The sequence below is a fragment of the Burkholderia sp. APQ4-4ca genome, from assembly GCF_057837105.1.
Genome location: NZ_JBYQCG010000205.1, coordinates 1 through 19,591, shown reverse-complemented (window position 1 = coordinate 19,591; position 19,591 = coordinate 1). Strand labels below are relative to the sequence as shown.

Sequence of the window (19,591 nt, the reverse complement as noted above, 5' to 3'; positions counted from 1 at the left end):
CGGGCGCGGCCGGCGCGCGCAGCGCGAACGGCCAGGCGGCGACCGCCATCGGCTGGCGCGAGTTCTTCGTCGATCCGCGCCTGCAGCGGCTGATCGAGATCGCGCTGAAAAACAACCGCGACCTGCGCGTGTCGGTGCTGAACATCGAGGCCGCGCGTGCGCAGTACCAGATCACGCGCGCGGGGCTGTTCCCGACGCTCGACGGTACGGGCACGGGCACCATCCAGCGTTTCCCGGCCGGTGTCTCGCAGACGGGCCAGCCGCTGATTTCGCGCACCTACAACGTCGGATTGTCGGCGTCGTGGGAGCTCGACCTGTTCGGCCGCGTGCAAAGCCTGAAGGACCAGGCGCTCGCGCAGTACCTGTCGACCGCGTATGCGCGGCAGGCGTCGGAGATCTCGCTGGTGTCGCAGGTGGCGGATCAGTACCTGACGCTGCTGTCGACCGATGATCTGCTGAAGGTCACCGAGGACACGCTGAAGACCGCGCAGGCGTCGTACGACCTGACCAAGCTGCAGTTCGACAACGGCACGGGCTCCGAGCTCGAGCTGCGTCAGGCGCAGACGGTGGTCGAGACGGCGCTCGCGAACCAGCAGGCGCAGGCACGTGCGCGCGCGCAGGCGCTGAACGCGCTGGTGCTGCTGATCGGCGAGCCGCTGCCGGACGACCTGCCGGCGGGCATGCCGCTCGACGCGCAGAACCTGCTGACGGACGTGCCGGCCGGCCTGCCGTCGGATCTGCTGACGCGTCGTCCGGACGTGATGCAGGCCGAGCAGACGCTGCTGGCCGCGAACGCGAACATCGGCGCGGCGCGTGCGGCGTTCTTCCCGAAGATCTCGCTGACGGCCGCGTTCGGCACCGCGAGCCCGACGCTGGGCGGCCTGTTCAAGGCCGGCACGGCGGCGTGGTCGTTCGCGCCGAACATCGCGCTGCCGATCTTCGAGGGCGGGCAGAACATCGCGAATCTCGATCTCGCGCACGTGCAGAAGCGCATCGAGATCGCGAACTACGAGAAGGCGATCCAGTCGGCATTCCGCGAAGTGTCGGACGGGCTCGCCGCACGCGGCACGTACGATCAGCAGATCGCGGCATTGGAGCGCAACGAGCACGCGCAGCAGCGTCGCTTCGACCTGTCGGACCTGCGTTACAAGAACGGTGTGGACAGCTATCTGTCGGTGCTGACCGCGCAGACGGATCTGTACTCGGCGCAGCAGTCGCTGATCAGCGCGCGCCTGGCGCGCTGGACGAACCTGGTCGACCTGTACCGTGCACTGGGCGGCGGGTGGATCCAGCATGCAGGCGAAGCGCTGCGCGCGCCGGATGCGCCGGTCGATTACGACAAGGCGGCGGCTCCAGCGCCTGCGTCGGCAACGGCGACGAACGGGTAAGCCGTGCCTGTCGGTCCATCCGAAGGGGTGTGAAAACGAAAACGCCACGGACGCAAAATCCGTGGCGTTTTCCTTTGTACCGTCGCCGCGCGGGAAGCGGCATTACGTTACGCGTGCTTCGTCCAGAGCGTTCGGCCGAAGAACGTGAGCGTGCGATCCCACGCCGTTTCCGACCACACCGGATCGAACTGCGTGCCGGCGATGCGGCCGGGGCCGACGGCCGTTTCGTTCGCGAACGCATGGTGCGCGAGATAGCGATGGAATTCGAAGCCGACCTTCGCATCGGTCAGCTTCTTTTCCAGCGCGTCGACCTGGTCGATCGTGAAGAACGCATCCTGCGTGGCCCAGTGACCCATCAGCGGCACCTTGAGCTTGGCCGGATCGATGTAGTCGAGCGGCGGCAGGCCGTACCACGTGACGCCGGCATCCGCGTCGGCGTACTGCAGCGACAGCAGCGTGAGGGCGCCGCCCATGCAGTAGCCCGTCACCGCGACCCGCGGCGCCAGCGTCTTCAGGTAGGCGACCGCGCCGGGAATGTCCTGCGACGCGGCATCGCCGAAATCGAGGCCGGTCATCAGATGGTGCGCTTCTTCCTCCTCGACCGTCGACTTGCCGCGATACAGGTCGGGCACGAGCGCGAAGTAGCCGCAGCGCGCGAGACGGTCCGCGACGCCGCGGATCTGGTCGTTCAGCCCCCACCATTCCTGGATGACGACGACCGCGGGCGCGCCTTCGGTGCGTGCCGGCGTGGCGAGATAGCCCTGCAGTTCCTGGCCGTCCGGGCGGCGAAACGTGATCGTGGAACCGGATGTTTGAGACATGAAACCGCTCCTTTTCGAAAAATGCGCCGAGTGCGACATCGGGCCGGCCAGCGCGCGTCGTGATACCGCTCGCGTTCGTGCTGGCCGACGCCGACCACGCGGCCATTCTATGCGCAAACACCGGACGCTTGCGCGAACGGCGCCGGGCGGCACGCGAGCAGCGAAGGGAGCGGACAACCGGAAAACGAACACCCCGCCCCGATGAACGGGAGCGGGGTGTCGCGGGTACGACGGGGGTATCCGGAATACGCCGGAAATACGTCGGCGGGTATCCGGCTTACTGACCGAAGTAGATCGAGTTGCGGCCTTCTTCCTGCTTGGCCGCGATCGCGCGGCCGGCACGCGCGCCGGCGGCTGCTTGCGCGCCGTAGCCGGCTTCGTCGGCGTTCGTCACGCGGGCCTGCGCGGCCTGCAGTGCACGCGGGTAATACTGATCGGAGACTTCGGGCTTGTAGCCGGCTTGTTCGAGCTGGACGAGTTCCGCACGCACCTGGGCACGCGTGAGCTGGCCTGCCGGGTTCGACTGGGCGAATGCGCCGTACGACGCGGATAACGCGGTTGCGGCGACGACAGCGGTGATGAACGACTTCATGGTGACCTCCGGTTCTGTTGATTTCGCGCTTCGCTCGTTGCGTTCAGCGATTGATTGCATCGTAACGATCGCGTTCCCGGTCGGAAATACGCGTTGCAGCGAATCATTATTGCAACTGGGTAAACGATTCGCGAGGCCCGCCATTTCATCTGATGATTTCCGGTGCGTCGGAGCAGAGGGAAGGAGCGATGAGGTCGATCGGCACGGAACAAGCGGCTCGCTCGATTGAATCGTATTCCGAAATATTTGAGCGAGGCCGTCGGCGCCACTCATTCAGCGCCGCGCGTTCTGCCTCACGCAGCCTGGGTCGCCTGCCGTTTCCGATATTCGGCCGGCGTGATGCCGACGTGCCGGGCGAACGCTCGCCTGAGCGTATCGACGTTTGCGAAGCCGCATTTCGCGGCGACCTGCTTCGGTGTGTCATGGCCGTTCTCGAGCAACTGGCGGGCAGCAGAGATGCGCGTCGATTCGACCCACGCGGCTGGTGTCATGCCGACTTCCGCGCGGAACAGCCGCGCGAAATGGCGCGGGCTCATGCCTGCATGTTTGGCCATCTCGGCCACCGAATGTTCGAGATCCGGGTAGGCCGCGACCCAGCGCTGGACTTCCTGCAGCACCGAACGTCCGGCGGGGCGCGCTTCGCCCTTGCGGCTGAACTGGAGCTGCCCGCCCGGACGCTTGAAAAACATCACCAGTTGCGCGGCGACGCGCCGCGCGATCTCGCGGCCGAGATCTTCCTCGACCAGCGCGAGCGCGAGATCGAGCCCGGCCGTGACGCCGGCGCCGGTGCGCAGCTTGCCGTCGCGCACGTACAGCGCGTCGGCGTCGATGACGAGCGACGGATAGGCTTCGCCGAGTGCATCGGCGAAGGCCCAGTGCGTGGTCAGGTGACGCCCTTTCAGCAGGCCGGTGGCGGCGAGGATGAATGCCCCGGTGCAGATCGACCCATAGCGTCTGCTCTGCACGGCCGCCGCGCGCAACCACGCGAGGACGTCGGTGCGCAGCGCGATCTGGCCGGCGTTCGGCGCGCCGGCGACCAGCAGCGTGTCGATGCGCTCGGGGATGTCGGGGGCGATCCAGTCGGGCAGCAATCGTGCACCGGATGAACTGCGGATCGCACCGGCCCCGCTCGCGATGATCCGCGGCGCATAGAACGGCTTCCCGCATTCGACGTTCGCTTGTGCGAACACGTCGAGCGGCGCGGAGACGTCGAGCAGCTGAACGCCAGGAACGGCAAAAATACCCACGACCTTCGGCATGATCGGTTGCGTGTCGTATCGAACGTGATGCGCAGCAGTATAGGGACGCTTTCTTCACCGCGCCGGCACCGTGTCCGTTCGTCGCGCGAAATGGCAGGATTCGTCGCATTCAGCCTATTTGAGACACCTGTCGGTCCCCGGACAATCGAGCATGTTTTCCACGGAGGTCGATCATGACTGTGAACGTTGCCGGCATCACCCTTCCCGATACTCGACTGACGCGCGAGATCACCGAACTCGTGCGCGATACCCAATCCGAACTGCTGTTCCATCACTCGAGCCGCGTGTTCTATTTCGCGGCGCTGGCGGGCCGGCGCCGCGGGCTCGAGTACGACCCCGAGCTGCTCTATTGCGGCTGCATGTTCCATGACATGGGACTGACGCACCGGCACAGCAGCGCATGCGAGCGCTTCGAAGTGGACGGCGCCAATGCCGCCCGCGATTTTCTGAAGGCAAAGGGGATCTCGCAACAGGACATCGATGTCGTGTGGACCTCGATCGCGCTGCACACCACGCCCGGTATTCCGCAGCACATGCATCCGGTCGTCGCGCTGGTCACGGCAGGCGTCGAAATGGACGTACTGGGCCTCGCTTACCCGGAATACAGCGACATCGAGCGGGAAGCGGTCGTGCGCGCGCATCCACGCACGCCGCATTTCAAGGAAGACATCATTCAGGCGTTCTACGACGGCATCAAGCACAAGCCCGGCACGACGTTCGGCAACGTGAAGGCCGACGTGCTCGCGGACAAGGATCCGCATTTCCATGCGGGCAACTTCTGCAGCGTGATCCGGTCGTCGGCATGGGCCGGCTGAGCCTCGACACTCGGCTGCGCATCAGCCGACGGTGGTCGTTTGCCCGGCGGGCAGCAGGGAAAAGAGCCGATGCCCTCGGCTCCCGTATTACCGTTGGAAAATTGTTACGTGACAACTTCAGATCATTACGAAGAGGGACTTTATATACTGAATTTTTGCACCTCCTCACCGGGGCGAATCTCCGATTCGCGTACCGCCGAAAACCGGTCCGCCAGCCCCCGGTGGGCAAACCCTCCCTCAACCATCCGCCTCTCGCCGGCAAAACGCCTATAATGATGGGGCAAATTGCCGGAGGGAGGTCATGAGCACCATCGCATTTCACCCGTCGGGCGTCGCGCACCCGCGTCAGGCCGAATTCACGATTCTCGAGCAACTGCTGGCGATCCGCGTCCGGTCGGGCGCCGATCTGGCCGAGTTGGCGAGCGCGCGCGTCGACGTATCGGTGATCGACCGGCTGTCGGAGCACGGGCTGAAATCGGACGAGCTGGCCTTCATCATTCCGCGCCGCACGCTGAGTCATCGTCGGCAGGCGCACGAACGCCTGTCGCCAGAAGAGTCGGACAAGGCGATCCGTCTCGCGCGCATCGTCGCGCAGGCGGCGGCCACGTTCGGCGACCAGGACAAGGCGATGGCGTGGCTGCGCAACGGGCTCCAGCGCTTCGGCGGCCGCACGTCGCTCGACATGGCGAGCACCGAGCATGGCGCGCGGCTCGTCGAAGAGGCCCTCACGCAGATCGACGAAGGGTACTTCGCTTGACGACGCTGTGGCGGATCAGCAATTACGCCGACCTGAAAGGCATCGGCGGGTTGCGGGCCGGCGGGCGCTGGCATTTCGCCGGGCAGCCCGTCGTGTATCTCGCCGAGCATCCGGCGCTCGCGCTGCTCGAGACGCTGGTTCATTTCGAAATCGCCACCGTCGCGCAATTGCCGAGCGCATATCAATTGCTGCGTATCGAGGTGCCCGATTCGGTGGACGTGGCCGAAATCGTGGAAGGCGATGCGCCGGACGACTGGCGCACGAACGTCGACTGGACCCGCAGCGCCGGCACCGAGTGGTTGGCCACGCAGCCGAGCGCGCTGCTGCGCGTGCCGAGCGTCGTCGTGCCGCACGCCCATAACTTCCTGCTGAACCCGCTGCATCCGGCCGCGTCCGACATCCGCGTCGCGGAAGTGATGCAATCGCCGTACGACACGCGGATTCTGCGGCTGGTGCAGCCGAAGCCGGGCGAATAGCGCACCGGGGGGAACGCGGTTCGCGCCGGCGGCGCGCGATCACCGCTCGTGGGCCGCACGATTCGCGGCCGCATCGGGCGGCAGCGTTTGCCGAATGCGCGTGACCGTTCGCAGGCTGGCGAGACCGAGCATCGCCGTGACATCGGCATGCGCGTGGCCGGCGAGCAACTGGCGGCGCGCATACGTATTGCGCAGCACGCGCGGGCTCATGTCCGCCGTGTGAAAGCCGATCGCGTTCAGTGCATCGCGCACGACGAGCAGCAGGAACATGTCGTTCATTGCGCCGCCGCGCGGCGCGGGAAACAGCCGCATCGGCGGCGACACGTCCGAACGCGCACGCCAGGCGGCGAGCGGCGCCAGCGCAAACGCGGCGAGCGCGATCCGGCGCGCCGGCCGCGCGCGATCGCGCGGCACCGACAACACCGCTGGCCGCGCGTCGAGATCGAGTGCGTCGCCTGTCGCCGAGCGAATCTCGGCCGACGTGATGCCGCTCGCGAGCAGCAGCGCGACGATGGCGCGATTCCGGCAGTCGGCGAGTGTATCGTCCGCTCGGGGCTGCACGTGGTGCTGCAGCGCCGCGTCGGCGTCGGGCGGCAGGTAGCACGGCTCGGGCTCGCCGTCCGGCCATGCGAGATCGTGAGTCGATCGGCCGGCCGGATGAATCGTCCGCACACCGGCATCGACCAGATGCCGGCCGAGCCGGTCGATCAGCTTCGCATAGCGCACGCGCGTCGACGTGCCGGGCGCGCAGGTACGGTCGAGCTCCGCGAGGAAGGCTGCGACGTGGTCGGGCCCGAACGTCGCGAGCGACACGTGCCGCGCGCTCAGGTGACGCAGGAATCGCTCGAACATCGCGACATGCTGGACGATCGAACGCGGCGCGAACGGCCGGCGGCCGGCGCCGGTCGCGGCGGTTTCCTGCCAAGCGCGAAACGCGCCGACGGGGTCGTGAATCCAGCGATCCGTATCCATCCCCGCTTTATAGCCGGACGGGGCGACGCCGGCAATCGTCCCGATGGCCGGGCGGCCGGCACGCGACGCCGGGCGAAAAGGTAACGACGTCACGACACGCCCATGCGCTGCGCTGCAATGCAGCAGATAGAACCGCATGCCGGTTCGGTGACGTTGCGCACACAACGTCCGGTTGCATGACGTCGTTTCCCGATTGCGAAAAAAATTCCGTTCGTGGGACTATCGAACGCATCGCCCGCGCATCGAGGGGGTCGCTGGCGACAGGATATCCATCGCAACGACCAGCACATCGGCAGACAATGAACAGAACAGCGATTTTTCCGTATGCGTCCGCGTTGCTCGCGGCTGCGTTGTTGACCGCCTGCGGCGGCGACGTCGAGAACGAGGCGGGCCGCGCGACCCCACCTTCCACCGAGACGAGTTGTCTCGCGGTCGATAACAGCGGCGCGACGGTCGTGGTGGGCTCGAACCAGCCGGGCGACCCGTCGCTGCCTGAAGCGTCGTCGGGCTATCGCACGGGGATGAAGCCTGTCTATGCGAAAACGTACCTGGTGGCCACGTCGAACGCATACGCGAGCGCGGCCGGTTGCGCGGTGCTGAAGAAGGGCGGCACGGCCGCCGACGCGGCGGTCGCCGTGCAGGCCGTGCTCGGCCTGACGGTGCCGGAGGCGACGGGTTTGGGGTCGGGCGGCGTGCTGCTCTACTACGATGCGCGCGGCAAGACGCTGCAGGCGTACGACGGCCGCGAAACCGCGCCGGCCGCCGCGACGGAAAACTACCTGCGCTATGTCGATGACGCCACCGATCATTCGGCGCCGCTGCCGAACGCGCGCGCGAGCGGCCGCTCGATCGGCACGATCGGCGTGCCGCGGCTCATCGAGGCGCTGCAACAGGATCATGGCCGCTTGCCGTGGCAGAGCCTGTTCGGCGACGCGATCACGCTCGCGACCAACGGTTTTCCGATCGGCGGCCGGCTGGCCGACGCGATCGCGGCGAACGCCGCGAACCTGAAGCGCGACCCCGAAGCCGCCGCGTATTTCCTGAACGCCGACGGTTCGCCGAAGCCGCTCGGCACCGTACTGAAGAATCCGGCCTACGAGCACACGTTGTCGCTGATGGCGCAGTCGGGCCCCAATGCGCTGTACACGGGGCAGATCGCGCAGGACATCGTCGCGAAGATCGCGGTGACGAAGGGCGCGGACGGCTCGACGCTCACGCCGGGCAAGACGAGCGTCGCGGATCTTGCCGCGTATCAGGCGAAGCGCCGCGAACCGGTGTGCACGACTTATCGCAGCTATTGGGTCTGCGGGATGCCGCCGCCGTCGTCGGGCGGCATCGCGGTCGCATCGGCGCTCGGCATTCTCGAGAACTACGATCTGAAGTCGTTGAAGCCGACGGCGATCGATCTCGAAGGCGGCAAGCCGACCGTCGCGGGCGTCCACCTCATCACCGAGGCCGAACGGCTCGCGTATGCCGACCGCGACAAGTACGTCGCCGATACCGACTTCGTGCCGCTGCCGGGCGGCACGTGGGACACGCTGCTGCACAAGCCCTACCTGAAATCGCGTGCGGCGCTGATCGACACGACCAAAAGCATGGGCACCGCGCAGCCCGGCAATCTCGGCGCGGTGCCGCTCGGCGTCGACACGACGCTGATCGAGCACGGCACGAACCAGTTCACGATCGTGGACGGCGACGGCAACGTGCTGAGCGCGACGACGACGGTCGAGTCGAGCATGGGCTCGTTCCACATGACCAACGGCTTCCTGCTGAACAACCAGCTGACCGACTTTTCCGCGAACCCGGCCGACACGTCGGGCAATCCGGTGGCGAACCGCCTGCAGCCGGGCAAGCGGCCGCGCAGCTCGATGGCGCCGACGATCGTGTTCGGGCGGGCCGCCGACGGTTCGCGCGGCGACTTCGTGATGGCGACCGGTTCGCCGGGCGGCGGCACGATTCCGCAATACGTGGTCAAGACGCTGGTCGGCGCGCTCGACTGGGGGCTCGACGCGCAGCAGTCGGCGGGGCTCGTCGACTTCGGCGCGAGCAACAGCCCGACGACCACGATCGGCGGCGAGCATCCGAACGTCAACGCGGCGAACAACGGCGCGAACGATCCGCTGATCACGGGGCTGCTCGCGCTCGGGCACAAGGTGTCGACGTCCGCGCAGGCGAGCGGCATCAACACGGTGATGCGCGTGACGGTCGGCCAGTCGCCGGCGTTGCAGGGCGGCACCGATCCGCGTCGCGAAGGCGTCGTGCTTGGCGATACGTTCCGGCCGTAATCGGACAGCGTGCGCACGGCCCCGGTCCGCTTGCTGGCGGCCGGGGCCGTGCATCGTGAAGCGGCCGCATAGATCCACGTCATCCTTATCATTCGGAATGCAGATGAAATGGGTCGGCATGAAGCATGCCTGCCGGCCCGTGCCGCGCCCGTCCGTCGTCAAATACAGCGGCCACCTCCGCAGCAAACCCTCCGATTGTCAAACAGTGTGAGTCAATCGTCAGCATTTGCAACCGAAGTAACAGTCCCCGCAATGCAGTCGTTTTGTTCGCCGGCGCCGCTACATTAGCTCCACCTGCCGCATGTCGCGGCAAGGCATGCGACCAGCCGCACGAACGCGGCGCGCAGCAACAACGTCTTTGGGGAGAATGACCATGAACAAGATTCGTACGATTCTGCTGGGTGCCGCTCTGACGGCGATGGCGACGTCGGCTGCATTTGCACAGACGGCCCAGACCGGCGCCCAGGGTTCCGCAGGCGCCGGTGCGCAGGTCCAGACGCCGCTGCTCGGCGGCGGCGTGGGTGTGCAGGCAGGCGCCGGCGCGAATGCGGCCGGCTCGGGTTCGGGCGCCGGCAATGTTGTCGGCGGCGCGCTGAACGGCGTGGGCCAGACGGTCGGCGGCGTGGGCACGGCGGCCGGTACGGCGGTGGGCGGCGCGACGCAGGCGGTCGGTTCGGCGGCTGGCGCGACGAAGGATGCGGCGGCATCGGCCGTGCACGCGACGAAGTCGCACGTGAAGCACGTCGCAGCCTCGACGAAGCGCCATGCTCAAGGCGCAGTATCGACCGCGGGCGACGTGGCGGGCGGCGCGAAGGCGAAGGCCGGCGAGGCGCTCGAAGGCGCGACGAATTCGGTGCAGGGCGGTGCGTCGGTCGGCGTGAAGGGCTCGGCATCGGCGCAAGGCGGCGCGCTGTAACAAGCAGCACGCATCCCGTCATGGCCCGGCCCGCTTCGATGCGGGCCGGGTTTTTTCATTAAGGAACGCGATACGTCGCGCACGGCGCCTCATGTCGAAAGGCGGGAAAACGGATGTATCGATATTGATTGGGATCGCAAATAATAATAAACGGCGGGTCGACTGAATTTGACGCCAGAAAGAGACGACTGTCGGGCCGCAGCGGCAAGCTGACGGCTCGAAGGCCGCGCGGACGGAACGCCATGCGGCCCGCAGGCGGTTCTCCGAACCACCGGCACCGGCTGGGTAGAGCCCCGCACCGTCACGACATATCCCACCCGAACGATTCGGCGGCTTTCGATGCAGGGCACTTTTTTTCCTCAACGAGGCATCGCTCAGGCGGTATTTTCGAGCAGCGAGCCGAGCTTGCTTTTCGATATCGCCATCGAGCGGCTGGCGGCCTCAAATTTCGCTTTCGTGATTCAATGGCGGCCGCCGTAAATGCATTTGCAATGATGAAATAAAGTATTTGCAAGGAAAGTGGAAGCTAGTTTATAAATACGAGCGATTTGTATTTTCTCTACCGGTTGCAACCATCGAGGTTGACGGAACGCCCGGATGGTCGTGACACGGTTCGCTGCGCTTCATCATGTGCGCGCGTTGGCGCGACATGAATGCCGCCTGCCAGGCAGCTATGCCGACATGAGGGAATCCCGTCGATATTGCTGAACTCGTCAGCCAGCACCTGGTGAATCTCGGAGGGAACACGGTATTTTCGTTATCGAAATGCTGATTATCGCGATCAGCATCAATCGCGAGCCATCTTGTGGTTATCGCTGGTATCAATGTGGATTTTTTAATCAATTTGATTCGGATTGGAAAATGAATGGGTCGTATGAAATGAAAAACGAAATAATTGACGATCCCGTTCCTTGCTGCGCGATCCGCATTTCGGAAGACAAGATTCCAGGATCAATACGTTGCAGCGTATGAAGCACCCGCAGTAATTGAGCGTGTCGCCAGCCTCCCGGCGCATCCGCCTTCATGTCGTGCGCGCGATTCGCAGCGGCAACGCCGCGGAACAGGAATGTGCGATCTGGTGCGTCGGTGCCGGTCGCGGCACGTCAATGTTCAAGTCAACCTGCACGACCAGTGTGGCAGGCCCGTTCGATACGTGAAATCCGGTGAGACACAAGTGAATACGATGATATCCACGATGGCAGATGGCGCTGAACCCGACGCGGACGTTCGACCGCGGCTCGCAACGCAACCCTCGCGACTCCTCGTGCTCGGCAAGCGCACGATCGACGAACTCGACTACGATCCGTCGATGGTGCTCGATGCCGTCGAACGCGCATACCTTGGCCTCGGTAGCGGCGAATCCGACAATCCGCGCAAGCTGATGAGCCAGCCCCCGGACAAGCATTCCGTCGCGTACTCGATGCTGGGTCGAGACGGCGGACGCAGAACAGTCGGCTTCAAGACGTCGTATAAGTTCGATCCGGAACATAACCGCGAACTGCAGAAGTACTACACGACGTTGTTGCTGTTCGACGATGAAACCGGCCTGCCTGTCGCGCTGATGGACGGCAGCCTTGTCGGGTCGCTGCGCACGCCGGCGGTGTCTGCCCTGATCGCGCGCGCTGCCGCGCCGCGGGCTCGAACGGCGCTCGTCGTCGGCACGGGGACGCAGGGGCGGATGGCGGCGCCGTTCCTGCTGACCGCCTTGCCGGACATCGAGCGCGTGATCGTGCACGGCCACTATGCGTCGGGGATCGACGCCGTCCGCAAGACGTTGAAGCGCTTTCATCCGGGCCGTGACATCGAAGTGTCGACCGATCTCGTGGCCTCCGCGAATGAAGCGGACATCGTGCTCGGGGTGGCCGGCGCCGGTGTATCGGAGGCCGTGCGGCACGCGGCGCTGAAGCCGGGCGCGCTCGCGCTTCTGGTCGGATACGGCATTCACGCCGACGCGCTGCATGGCGCCGATTACCGCATCGCGACGAGCGAGGCGCAAATGCAAGTGACCGGTGCCGATCTCGCGGACGAAGCCGGAAAACTGCCTGCCGTCGATGCCGAGTTGCCGGACATACTGCTTGGCCGCAAGCCTGCGCGGCGCACCGATGCCGATATCGTTTACGCGTTCAACAGCGGCATGATCGTGACCGACATCGCGCTGGGGCGCGTGCTGGCCGATGCCGCGCTAACGAAAGGGCTCGGCCGGGAAGTCGAACTATGGTGACGGATATTCCACGGCTGCCGGCGTTGTGGGACCCGCTGCTGCGGGCTTTCGTGGACGAACATCAGGCGACGATCCACGACCTTGTGCATGGTTTCGACGCGCCCGTTCATTTCTTGTTTCCCGAGCGCTTCGCGCGCAATGTCGCCGATTTTCAGCGCGTACTGGACGGTCGCGAGGTGTCCGGGCGCATTTACTACGCGAAGAAGGCGAACAAGGCGCGATGCTTTGCGCATGCGGCGGCGGCATCGGGGATCGGCATCGACGTCGCAAGCACGGGCGAGTTCTCGGAAGCGTTGGCCGCGGGGGTGGGCGGAACCGATATCGGTGTATCCGGCCCGTCGAAGTCGAGTGCGCTGCTGCGGCTCGCGGTTTTGCACGATGCGTTGATCGCCATCGACAGCGGGGAAGAACTCGATCGGCTGATCGCGATTTCGGGGCAGGCGAAGCGGGTCGCACGCATTCTGTTGCGGATGGCGCCGACGGCACGCAACGACAGCCGATTCGGTTTGAGTGTCGACGCACTCCGCGTCGCGCTGTCGACCTGTGCCGCGATGCAGGCGTCACTCGTCCTCGAAGGGTTCTCGTTTCATCTATCCGGTCACAGCGCGACGGAGCGCTGCAATCAGGCCGCGACCGCGATGCGCGCTTGCATGGCCGCGCGTGAGCTCGGTCTTGCGCCGACCACGATCAATATCGGTGGCGGCTTCGCGATGTCGTATGCCAGCGAGCGCGACTGGCACGCATTCCAGCGTGCGCACCGGGCGGACGATTACCACGCCAACAAGGTATTCGACGGATTCTATCCGTATCACTCGGCGTGTAGCGGTGCGCAGATGCTCGATGCGATCCTGGCCGGGACTCCTGATTCGGCGTCCGCATCGCTCGCGGAACTGCTTCGCGAGTACGGCCTGACGCTGATGCTGGAACCGGGGCGTGCGCTGCTGGATCAGGCAGGGTTCACGGCGTTTGCCGTGCAAGGCATGAAGGACTGCGGCGACTATGGCATAGCGACCGTCAATGGCACGAGCTTCAGCGTGTCGGAGCAATGGTTTGCCAGCGAATTCCTGCCCGATCCGGAACTGCTGAGCGTCGTGCGCGCGCCTTCGCGGTCGCCGCGCCCGGGCACGCCTTATCGCGCCTGTGTCGGCGGTGCGAGCTGCCTCGATTCGGACATGCTGACCTGGCGCAAGATCGCATTCGGGCAGCGCCCGGAACCCGGCGATCTGCTGATCTACCCGAACACGGCCGGCTATCAGATGGATTCGAACGAATCTCCATTTCACGAGCTGCCGCTTCCCCCCAAGCTTGTCTTGACACTTGACGGCGCGCGGCCACGCTGGCGCGTCGATCGCCTCTTTCAGCTTCCGGGAGCCTGACCATGAATGTGCGTTTTATGGGTGAGCAAGCCACGATCGCCGTGCCTGCGATCGTGTCGAAGGTATCGGATCTTGTCGGCCGCACGCCGTTGTTCGAATTGATTCGCGGCGCCAACGGCGCGCGCATCCTGCTTAAACTCGAATCGACGAATCCGACCGGCAGCGCCAAGATCCGGATGGCAAGGCAGATGCTCGACGAAGCCGAACAGGACGGCAGTCTGCGGCCGGCCGGACACGTGATCGAATCGACGTCCGGCAATACGGGCATGGGGCTCGCGCTGTTGTCGGCCGAGCGCGGCTATCGGTTCACCGCGATCGTGGACAGTCACGCGTCGAAAGACAAGCTGCGCGCGATGCAGGCCTTCGGCGCAAAGCTCGTCTGCGTGAGCGACGGCGACGCGATCGCGACGGCGGACCGCGACGCGCTTGCCAAGCGCATGGCAGCCCACGATCCGGACAGCATCTGGACGGAGCAGCACAACAATCCTGCGAACGGTAACGGCTACCGCGGGCTGGCACATGAACTGCGCGACATCCTCGGCGACCGAATCGACTTTCTGGTCGGTTCGGTCGGCACCGGAGGCTCGCTGTTCGGCACTGCGCGAGAGCTGCTCGCGACAGGGCCGGCGCCGCGAGTCATTGGCGTCGAGCCCGTCGGCTCGATCGTTTTCGGCGGCGAAGGCGGATCGTATTATCAGTCCGGCACCGGGACGCCGCCCGGCGCCGAGATCGGCGCGTTGGTCGACTATGCGTTGCTCGACGAAGGCTACAAAGTGACCGACGCGGCCGCCTTCAATACGGCACGCTATATCGCGCGCAAGAAGTCGCTGCTCGTCGGCGGCTCGGCGGGCAGCGTCATCTGGCACGCGTTGAAGATGTTCGACTCGCTGCCCGCGGGTGCGACGCTCGTGGTCCTCGTCTGTGACGGCGGGGAGAAATATCTCGACACGGTGTTCGACGACGACTGGATGCGAGAGCGAAATCTGCTCGATGCGTCGATTGCCCGGGAACTTGAATCGATATTTTCCCGCGCCGCATGAAACTTCATCGACAAGTCTGGCTCGATGCCACGCAAATCGGCGTGCTTGCCGCTCCCCTTATCCTGACGCAACTCGCCCAGGTGGCGCTGACGACGACCGACATCGTCATGATGGGCATGCTCGGCCCGCGCGAGATCGCCGCGGGCGGCCTCGCGCTGACGATCTTCAACCAGTTCCGGACGATGGGAACCGGACTGGTGACGGGAACCGGCAACCTCGTCGCGTTCGCGAACGGTCAACACGCGCATGCGGACATCATGCGGCTGGTGCGGTCCGGCTTTGCGCTGTCGACGCTCGCGGCACTGGCGTTTGCATTGATGATGCTATGTATCGAAATGCCGCTTGTCTGGCTCGGGCAGGATCCCGACGTCGCGCGGCAAGCATCGTTCTATCTCGCGGCGGCGGCACCCGGCATGTTGCCGTGTCTGTGGTTTCAGGTGCTTCGGCAATACACCGTCGGACTGCGCAAGCCCGGGCCGCTATTGGCGATCACGATCGTATCGATCGTCGTCAATGCGGCGCTCGACTACGCGTTGATGTTCGGCCGGTTCGGATTTCCGAAGCTCGGCCTGATCGGTATTGCGTGCGCAACCAGCAGCGTGTACCTGCTTTCCTTCATCGCGTTTCTGACGATCGCCAGGCGCCGGCCGGAACTATCCGAACACTTGTCGCTTGTCGTCTGGCGTGCCGATGCCGATACGTTGGCGCGGACGTGGCGGATGGGTTTGCCGATCGCGGCAACCTATGGATCGGAGGCGGCGTTCTTCACCGTCCTCACGCTCGTGATCGGGACGCTCGGCGCCGATGCGCTGGCCGTCCAGACGATCGTGAATCAGATGATCTACATCGTGTTCATGGTTTCGGTCGGTTTGTCTCACGCGTCGTCGATCAGCATCAGCCATGCGTGTGCGCGGCACGACTATCGCGGTGCGCGTCGACTCGGCTATACGGGGCTCGCGCTGGGCGTCGTGACCATGCTGATCGTTGCGCTGCCGTATCTCGTTGCGCCCACCCGCGTGCTCGCGCCATTTCTCGATAACGGTGTGGCCGCGAGTGCCGAAGTTCTGCGCCTCGCCGGGGGGCTGCTGACGATCGCGGCGCTGCTGCAGATCTTCGATTGCAGCCAGAACATCGGCGTCGGCATTTTGCGGGGCCTCGGTGACGTAACGAGTTCGTTTCGGATATCGATCGTCGGATACTGGTTGATCGGTCTGCCGGTCGCCTGGGCGGCCGGTGTGCTGCTGGGATACGGCATCTACGGTATCTGGAGCGGACTTGCCATCGGCCTGGCGGCAACGGCGTCGATGTTGCTGCACAAGTTCGAGGGCCGCCTTCGCGCGATGACGAAACGAGTGCAAGACGGACATTCGTGAACGCGACGAAGTTTCCAATGCGTACACCGGTGCACGCCGTGCACCGAATTCCCGAAGTACCGGCTGGCATTGCATCGAACGCGGCACTTCCGCTCGTTCCCTCCAGCGGCGGAATGCCGGCCGAATTCCCGATTGTCCGCATGCGTTGTCGTTTATAGAAGGCAACCTGTCTTTGTCCGCGACCGACCCGGTGCGCGGCATGGTGGTCGTGACTCGCCTCATCCGGCGTATTCCGCTTTGGGGATGCACAAGCCGTGACGGTCATCGCTCATGAGTGCGCGAATCGTATGCCGACGAGATGCGTCGGTGGAGCGTTTTCGTAGTCAGTAAATTTTTCTAATTCGGCCGATCGAGGTCGAAAGAGCGAGGCGGATATAACCACATCTGGAAAGCATGATTTGGCCGGCCGCATTTTATGAATTATCGAAGCGGTAATTGATTGCCGTGGATGCGCGCGATGTAAATAATGCATCGTATTATACGAGCCGGTGAAATTGACGTCGATTGATTTGTAAAGTTTTCTGGCGCTTCGAATTCAAAATTGTGACAAGATGCCGCACTTCGCAGAGTTATTGAAATATTCTGTGGATTTGGTGCATTTTCACGCAACGAAATCGCAATTTCGCTCTGTAATATCAAAGAAAGGTTCATTACATATTTTTTTCGGAAAGTAATGTTTCTGTCTTCTGTCCTCCGATATACTTGCGCAACTTCAACTTTAGAGCGCGAAGTCTAGACGGATAGGCATGTGGTGAACTGTTTCAGCCATTGGCAAGTAAATAATTCAGATGTTAATGGTCTTGCGTAATTGGTTTGTATTCCACATGAGTACTGGTTCTCAAAACATGGTTCGCGAACGATGGCTGGCTAGACGTTGCCATCGGATACTGTCGCAGTACTGGCGCGTAGAAAGCAAGTGGCGTTGGATTGCCAATCCGATAAGGCCTTGAAGCTTTGGCAGCTATTCGGCTGCCAGAGCATGTCGACGAATACGAATCTTGTCTTTTCAATAAGGGCCCAGAAAATTGGAGACCTTTTCTCGCATCATTGGCGAGATTCTTCGTCCCAACGGTTTGACCGAGGGGATCGATCAACTCGCGGAAAAAATCGGACGCGTGATTCCGTTCGACAAGTGTTTGATTTTGCACGGCGGAAGCGGCGATACGGCTTCTCACGGGCTGATATATCGCTATGGGGCCGCGAGCGACGCGGGAGCCCGAAGAGGCGTGACTTTGTTCGGCCCCGGGATCGATATCGATCGATATCTGGGTTGCTTCGCGTTGTCCGATCGTCAGGATCATACGTTTCGCTGGCGCGATCTCGACGGGGAAGCGCCACAACGCGATGCGCAGGTCAGCGATGTCGCGTCGTACATGCGGGGGCGGGGTGTGGTCGCTTGCATCGGCGCTCCACCCGGCGATTCGACGGCCATTCGGACCGTTTTGCAGCTGAAGTGTGAAGACACGACGCTGCATTCGGCATTGCTCGTCAGTCTCATCGCCATGCATTTGCATGCGGCGTTGACCCAGAAGATTGCGCGGCAGAACCGGGAAGGCGCGGAACCGCGCGCGGCCGGCCTCGAGCCGGATGCGTGCGAAAGCTCGAACAGGATTCAGTTCACGAGAAAGGAATCCGACGTAATCAAATGGGTAGTCGAAGGCAAGACTGCGTGGGAAATCGGCCGGATCCTTTCGATGTCGGAAAGAACGGTCAAGTTTCATCTGACGAACGTCTATGAAAAGCTGCGTGTGTCGAATAGAGCGCAAGCGGTGGCGAAGGTGAGCCGTCTGGGATTGATCTAGGAGAGTTCGGGAATGTCTTTCAAGGAAAAGGTCAAGGCATTTGTCGCGCGTCACGGGTTGACGTACAAAGCTTATATTTTGTCGATTCTCTTTCTGCCGCCGGCAGCACTTTATATCGCATGGAAGCGACCGGGCTTGCCGGTGCCGGGCCGTGTCTTGCTGTGCGTGACCGGCGTGCTTGCGCCTCCGTTGGTCGGTATCGCCACGGCGATGATTCTGAAAGGTGCATTCGATTTGATCCGGGCAGCCGTTTCCGTTTAGTTTCCCTGCCGATTGCCGAATACGATTCCGCTTTCCCGAGCGTGGTTCTCGATCGCTTCATCATTCATTTCATAGACGCCAATGAATGCCCGACTGCCAACCGTACAATTGCTGGAGCGTATTCGGGCAATAGCTGGATTACATGAACCGTCGCGCAATATTCCGTATAACTACACGTCGTTTTCCGATCGCGAGATCGTGATCCGCCTGCTCGGCGAGGACGCGTGGGCGGTGCTCGACGAACTGCGCGCAGAGCGCCGCACGGGCCGCTCGGCGCGGATGCTCGGCGAAGTGCTCGGCGACATCTGGATCGTGCGCCGCAACCCGTACCTGCAGGACGACCTGCTCGATAACCGAAGGCGTCGCCGGTTCCTGATCGCCACGCTGCATGATCGGCTGTCCGAAATTGCAAGACGCCGTCGGGTGAGTGTGAGCGGATGGTACGACGACGCCGGCCGCGAACGCGCATCGCGCGTCGAGATGCTCGAAACCGCCGCGCAGCGCGCGGTCGACGAATTCGCGGACGAATTCGACAAGATGGCCGAGCTGCGCCGCCGCGCGACCAAGGCGCTCGGCCGCTGCACGCAGAAGGACAACATCCGCTTCGACGGGCTGTCGCGCGTGTCGCACGTGACCGACGCGACCGACTGGCGCGTCGAATACCCGTTCGTCGTGCTGACCCCCGACACCGAAGCCGAGATCGCCGCGCTGATCAAGGCGTGCTTCGAGCTCGGCCTGACCGTGATCCCGCGCGGCGGCGGCACCGGCTACACGGGCGGCGCGGTGCCGCTCACGCCGTTCTCCGCGGTGATCAACACCGAGAAGCTCGAACAGCTCGGCGCGGTCGAGCTGACCGAGCTGCCGGGCGTCGCGCACAAGGTGCCGACGATCTTCTCCGGCGCGGGCGTCGTCACGCGCCGCGTGACCGAGGCGGCGGAGGCGGCCGGCTACGTGTTCGCGGTCGATCCGACCTCGCTCGACGCGTCGTGCATCGGCGGCAACGTCGCGATGAACGCGGGCGGCAAGAAGGCCGTGCTGTGGGGCACCGCGCTCGACAACCTCGCGTGGTGGCGGATGGTCGACCCGGACGGCAACTGGCTCGAAGTCACGCGCCACGAGCACAACCAGGGCAAGATCCACGACATCGCGGTCGCGCGCTTCGAGCTGAAGTGGTTCGACGGCGCGCATGCGCCCGGCGAGAAGCTGCTGCGTACCGAAATGCTCGAGATCGAAGGCC

At 64.1% G+C, this 19,591-nt stretch carries 18 protein-coding genes; 14 read left to right on the top strand and 4 right to left on the bottom strand.

What is annotated here, in order from left to right:
- A partial coding sequence (locus AC3IFE_RS21430) for an efflux transporter outer membrane subunit (RefSeq protein ID WP_489191873.1) occupies positions 1 to 1,388 on the top strand: 1,388 nt, incomplete at its 5' end.
- 107 nt (positions 1,389 to 1,495) lie between these two features.
- Here AC3IFE_RS21430 and AC3IFE_RS21425 read toward each other — a convergent pair.
- The gene (locus tag AC3IFE_RS21425) at positions 1,496 to 2,209 is read right to left on the bottom strand and encodes a dienelactone hydrolase family protein (RefSeq protein ID WP_069619573.1); all 714 of its coding nucleotides are present in this window, start codon (positions 2,207 to 2,209) and stop codon (positions 1,496 to 1,498) included.
- Between the two features lie 277 nt (positions 2,210 to 2,486).
- Entirely contained in the window at positions 2,487 to 2,801 is a 315-nt protein-coding gene (locus AC3IFE_RS21420; RefSeq protein WP_489191872.1) for a DUF4148 domain-containing protein, read from the bottom strand.
- Between AC3IFE_RS21420 and AC3IFE_RS21415 the strand changes: the two genes are divergently transcribed.
- Complete coding sequence (locus AC3IFE_RS21415; RefSeq protein WP_489191871.1) at positions 2,788 to 3,030, top strand: hypothetical protein; 243 nt, start codon at positions 2,788 to 2,790, stop codon at positions 3,028 to 3,030. The genes AC3IFE_RS21420 and AC3IFE_RS21415 overlap by 14 nt on opposite strands.
- 64 nt (positions 3,031 to 3,094) lie before the next feature.
- Here the strand turns inward: AC3IFE_RS21415 and AC3IFE_RS21410 are convergent, their stop codons facing one another.
- Positions 3,095 to 4,060, bottom strand: a complete 966-nt coding sequence (locus AC3IFE_RS21410; protein ID WP_489191870.1) for a GlxA family transcriptional regulator — start codon at positions 4,058 to 4,060, stop codon at positions 3,095 to 3,097.
- Between the two features lie 173 nt (positions 4,061 to 4,233).
- Here AC3IFE_RS21410 and AC3IFE_RS21405 point away from each other — a divergent pair, with 173 nt between their 5' ends.
- The 3 genes from AC3IFE_RS21405 (at position 4,234) to AC3IFE_RS21395 (ending at position 6,108) form a co-directional block, all read left to right on the top strand.
- Positions 4,234 to 4,875, top strand: a complete 642-nt coding sequence (locus AC3IFE_RS21405; protein WP_489191869.1) for an HD domain-containing protein — start codon at positions 4,234 to 4,236, stop codon at positions 4,873 to 4,875.
- A 301-nt stretch (positions 4,876 to 5,176) separates the two neighbouring features.
- A complete protein-coding gene (locus tag AC3IFE_RS21400; protein ID WP_034208821.1) occupies positions 5,177 to 5,632 on the top strand; it encodes an Xre family toxin-antitoxin system antitoxin in 456 nt (151 codons plus the stop codon).
- Entirely contained in the window at positions 5,629 to 6,108 is a 480-nt protein-coding gene (locus tag AC3IFE_RS21395; RefSeq protein ID WP_301740386.1) for an RES family NAD+ phosphorylase, read from the top strand. The genes AC3IFE_RS21400 and AC3IFE_RS21395 overlap by 4 nt, the downstream gene beginning before the upstream one ends.
- A 39-nt stretch (positions 6,109 to 6,147) precedes the next feature.
- On the opposite strand, the gene AC3IFE_RS21390 is transcribed toward AC3IFE_RS21395, so the two are convergent.
- Positions 6,148 to 7,080: a tyrosine-type recombinase/integrase gene (locus AC3IFE_RS21390; protein WP_489191868.1), complete on the bottom strand. Its 933-nt coding sequence runs from the start codon at positions 7,078 to 7,080 to the stop codon at positions 6,148 to 6,150.
- 299 nt (positions 7,081 to 7,379) lie between these two features.
- Between AC3IFE_RS21390 and AC3IFE_RS21385 the strand changes: the two genes are divergently transcribed.
- The 9 genes from AC3IFE_RS21385 to AC3IFE_RS21345 form a co-directional block, all read left to right on the top strand.
- Entirely contained in the window at positions 7,380 to 9,365 is a 1,986-nt protein-coding gene (locus AC3IFE_RS21385) for a gamma-glutamyltransferase family protein (RefSeq protein ID WP_489191867.1), read from the top strand.
- A 373-nt stretch (positions 9,366 to 9,738) separates the two neighbouring features.
- A complete protein-coding gene (locus AC3IFE_RS21380; RefSeq protein ID WP_489191866.1) occupies positions 9,739 to 10,281 on the top strand; it encodes a hypothetical protein in 543 nt (180 codons plus the stop codon).
- Between the two features lie 895 nt (positions 10,282 to 11,176).
- Positions 11,177 to 12,502: an ornithine cyclodeaminase family protein gene (locus AC3IFE_RS21375; RefSeq protein ID WP_489191865.1), complete on the top strand. Its 1,326-nt coding sequence runs from the start codon at positions 11,177 to 11,179 to the stop codon at positions 12,500 to 12,502.
- On the top strand, positions 12,496 to 13,878 hold the full coding sequence (locus AC3IFE_RS21370; RefSeq protein WP_489191864.1) for an alanine racemase: 1,383 nt from the start codon (positions 12,496 to 12,498) through the stop codon (positions 13,876 to 13,878). The genes AC3IFE_RS21375 and AC3IFE_RS21370 overlap by 7 nt, the downstream gene beginning before the upstream one ends.
- 2 nt (positions 13,879 to 13,880) lie before the next feature.
- Positions 13,881 to 14,918 (top strand): cysteine synthase family protein, encoded by a 1,038-nt coding sequence (locus tag AC3IFE_RS21365; RefSeq protein WP_179233554.1) that lies wholly within the window; start codon positions 13,881 to 13,883, stop codon positions 14,916 to 14,918.
- Positions 14,915 to 16,291 carry an MATE family efflux transporter gene (locus tag AC3IFE_RS21360; protein WP_489191863.1) on the top strand — a complete coding sequence of 459 codons (1,377 nt, stop codon included), beginning with the start codon at positions 14,915 to 14,917 and terminating at the stop codon, positions 16,289 to 16,291. The genes AC3IFE_RS21365 and AC3IFE_RS21360 overlap by 4 nt, the downstream gene beginning before the upstream one ends.
- 1,025 nt (positions 16,292 to 17,316) lie before the next feature.
- Positions 17,317 to 18,093, top strand: coding sequence for a helix-turn-helix transcriptional regulator (locus tag AC3IFE_RS21355; RefSeq protein WP_489191862.1), 777 nt, complete (start codon positions 17,317 to 17,319; stop codon positions 18,091 to 18,093).
- Between the two features lie 12 nt (positions 18,094 to 18,105).
- Positions 18,106 to 18,354 (top strand): hypothetical protein, encoded by a 249-nt coding sequence (locus AC3IFE_RS21350; RefSeq protein WP_489191861.1) that lies wholly within the window; start codon positions 18,106 to 18,108, stop codon positions 18,352 to 18,354.
- An 81-nt stretch (positions 18,355 to 18,435) separates the two neighbouring features.
- The coding region (locus tag AC3IFE_RS21345; RefSeq protein ID WP_489191860.1) for a DUF3683 domain-containing protein at positions 18,436 to 19,591 on the top strand (1,156 nt) is incomplete at its 3' end.

What these genes read in the sequence shown, in the direction of transcription:
- AC3IFE_RS21400 (WP_034208821.1), top strand. Translation starts at nt 5,177, where the DNA reads ATGAGCACCATCGCATTTCACCCGTCGGGCGTCGCGCACCCGCGTCAG.
- AC3IFE_RS21420 (WP_489191872.1), bottom strand. Translation starts at nt 2,801, where the DNA reads ATGAAGTCGTTCATCACCGCTGTCGTCGCCGCAACCGCGTTATCCGCG.
- AC3IFE_RS21415 (WP_489191871.1), top strand. Translation starts at nt 2,788, where the DNA reads ATGAACGACTTCATGGTGACCTCCGGTTCTGTTGATTTCGCGCTTCGC.
- AC3IFE_RS21360 (WP_489191863.1), top strand. Translation starts at nt 14,915, where the DNA reads ATGAAACTTCATCGACAAGTCTGGCTCGATGCCACGCAAATCGGCGTG.
- AC3IFE_RS21350 (WP_489191861.1), top strand. Translation starts at nt 18,106, where the DNA reads ATGTCTTTCAAGGAAAAGGTCAAGGCATTTGTCGCGCGTCACGGGTTG.
- AC3IFE_RS21385 (WP_489191867.1), top strand. Translation starts at nt 7,380, where the DNA reads ATGAACAGAACAGCGATTTTTCCGTATGCGTCCGCGTTGCTCGCGGCT.
- AC3IFE_RS21425 (WP_069619573.1), bottom strand. Translation starts at nt 2,209, where the DNA reads ATGTCTCAAACATCCGGTTCCACGATCACGTTTCGCCGCCCGGACGGC.
- AC3IFE_RS21380 (WP_489191866.1), top strand. Translation starts at nt 9,739, where the DNA reads ATGAACAAGATTCGTACGATTCTGCTGGGTGCCGCTCTGACGGCGATG.
- AC3IFE_RS21390 (WP_489191868.1), bottom strand. Translation starts at nt 7,080, where the DNA reads ATGGATACGGATCGCTGGATTCACGACCCCGTCGGCGCGTTTCGCGCT.
- AC3IFE_RS21370 (WP_489191864.1), top strand. Translation starts at nt 12,496, where the DNA reads ATGGTGACGGATATTCCACGGCTGCCGGCGTTGTGGGACCCGCTGCTG.
- AC3IFE_RS21410 (WP_489191870.1), bottom strand. Translation starts at nt 4,060, where the DNA reads ATGCCGAAGGTCGTGGGTATTTTTGCCGTTCCTGGCGTTCAGCTGCTC.
- AC3IFE_RS21405 (WP_489191869.1), top strand. Translation starts at nt 4,234, where the DNA reads ATGACTGTGAACGTTGCCGGCATCACCCTTCCCGATACTCGACTGACG.
- AC3IFE_RS21365 (WP_179233554.1), top strand. Translation starts at nt 13,881, where the DNA reads ATGAATGTGCGTTTTATGGGTGAGCAAGCCACGATCGCCGTGCCTGCG.